Source organism: Bacteroidales bacterium (genome assembly GCA_014860585.1).
GTDB lineage: Bacteria > Bacteroidota > Bacteroidia > Bacteroidales > 4484-276 > RZYY01.
The window spans coordinates 1-2,277 of the sequence record JACZJL010000124.1 but is presented as its reverse complement, the minus strand read 5'-3'; the positions used below and the strand labels follow the sequence as shown (position 1 = coordinate 2,277).

Here is a 2,277-nt window from a genome sequence, read left to right as displayed (position 1 = left end):
GCTTCAAAGTTACCGCCTTCGAGAATAAAATCGCCGTTCAGATCGAGAGTTCCGCTTGCAGTCAACGTCTTTACCTGTGCTTTCTTCTTGCTGCTTTTATCCACTTCGAGGCTGAAAAGATTGCTTCCTGTGGTTACTGATAATGTTGCATCTTCGGTGTAACCGTAGAATAAAAATTTCCCTCCGGCAGGATTAAAATCGGTCCGGGTCACTGTCAGATCGCCATTGACTTTGATAACGCCGCCTGTAATATTTTCAGTTAACGAATAGGTTGCTGAATTATGGATGCGTAATCCGTTGGATCTGAAATCGAGCACTCCGTCACTCATTGTAAAGGTCGCATTGGCTGAATAGGGCCAGTAGCTGTCGCCGTCGCCTCCGTAAATATTCATTTCTCCACCCGAAATCTGCAAATTTCCGTTCAGGTCAAGGAATTCATCAGGTAGCTGATGCAAATCGAGCTGTCCACTGGTCAGAATTACAGTTCCATAAATTCCGGGGTCTTCAAGGCCGTTTAACTGAAACCAGCCCCCGTTCACACGCACAGTACCCTGCGTCCAGTCGTAATGTTGCACTGAAACGGTTGTGGCCGGAACACGCAGTTCGCCCAGCGATTTGTTCAGCTCCAGTTCCCAGAAGTTGGCGCCGCGCACTTCCTGTATGCCGGTTCCATTGAAGATAACCCTTGAATTTCCGTGATTAAAAGTTGCATTGTTTGTCCAGTTGCCTTTGATGTAAACATCATGACCGTTTGTCTTAAATGTTCCTTCCTCAATCAGCAAATCTCCCCGTATTTCAATATCGCTGGCCAAGCCTAACCAATCGCCAACACTCACTACAACATCGTTGAAATAACTTCCGGTATTGCTGTTAATTGAAAAGCCGCCTGCACCGGCTCTTTCAAACCTTACCGTTCCATCCTGAAAATAAAAATTTCCGCCAGCAACACAGTTAAATGTTCCATCAATTATCACGGTGTGCATGGCCGATTGAATAAATGTACCACCAAAATTGATCAGGAATTCATTTTTAACCCTCAACGGCTGAATTCCGATGTGATTGTCATACCTGACTGTTGCGCCGCTCATTTTGCTGATTTTCAAATCGTAAAACCTTGAGGTTTCCGAAAGGCAATAAATCGTTGAGTTGAAGCTTCCCCTGAAATCCACGAAACCGCTGTTGAGCAGAATATTTGAGTTCTCCCCAAATGTCCAGTCGCCAAAAGCATTAATTCCCGATCCGGGAGTCATTTCCAAATAGCTGTATTGCTCTGCCACGATATCACCGTCGCAATCTACTCTATTATCGGGATTGAGGATCAAAAGCCAGCCATGGAGATAGAGGTTACCTGTCACCATAAGGTTGTTTCCGTTTAATCTGAGCCTTCCGGCATTCAGAATGTTAAGATCAGCGCACATAGCGAAGGATTCCGATATAATCGGGTCATAGCCGTCACCTGTAATCACAACATTGGACAAGTTGTCAGGAACCAGGTTTGTATTCCAATTGCCCGGCTCATGCCAGTTCGACGATACTGCACCTGTCCAGATCCAGGCATTAAGGATTTTTATTTTATAGTTTCCAGTTTCATGGCGGTTCGAGAAAACGCACAAACCATAATCATCTTCCTGGGTGATGTTTACGGTGAAAGATTCCAGGCCGGCGCCGGATGCGTAATTTGAGTAAGCAATGTTAAAAGTTTGTGGTTTAAGGTAGATGCCATCCGTCGAACCATAGAGTGCCATTCCCAGGTCAGGCCAGCCTGAAGTTGTTTCTAACTCAAAATAATACCTTCCCGGGGTAAGGTGAATTTCTTTCATTTCCACAATTTCGCTCGTATTCCAGGCGTAGGGGCCATTTGAGCCAAACACCAGGTTTTCATTACCCCCTTCATATTCCAGTTGTACGGGGCGATGGCCGTCCAATGGTTTTATTTTAATGCCTCTCAGCGAGGATGGATAATGGTTTCCATCCACAACCATAAAATTGGTAATGCCGTCAAAAGTTGAAGAAAAGGCCGGATTTTGGTTGAAGTTTGTGTTGTTGTAAAGCTGAATTTCCCAATTACAGTAATCAAAATCAGATTTAGCCCCAACGACTGCCCACGAAGGTTCGGTGTGCTGGAAATGGTAGTAACGCGAAAGGCTATCGGAGGAATAAAGATGTTCGCTTACCATCGTTTGAACGGCGCCCGCATTATTGATGATGAAATTTCCCCATGAGCCATCAGCTCCGGCAATTTGGATCCCCATGTCAGGCGTAAAAAGATAAGCAATA

General features: G+C 45.1%; 1 protein-coding gene. It reads right to left on the bottom strand.

All coding sequences use genetic code 11. The features are described 5' to 3' along the window. On the bottom strand, positions 1-2,277 hold a 2,277-nt coding region (locus tag IH598_13255; protein MBE0639478.1), incomplete at both ends, for a hypothetical protein.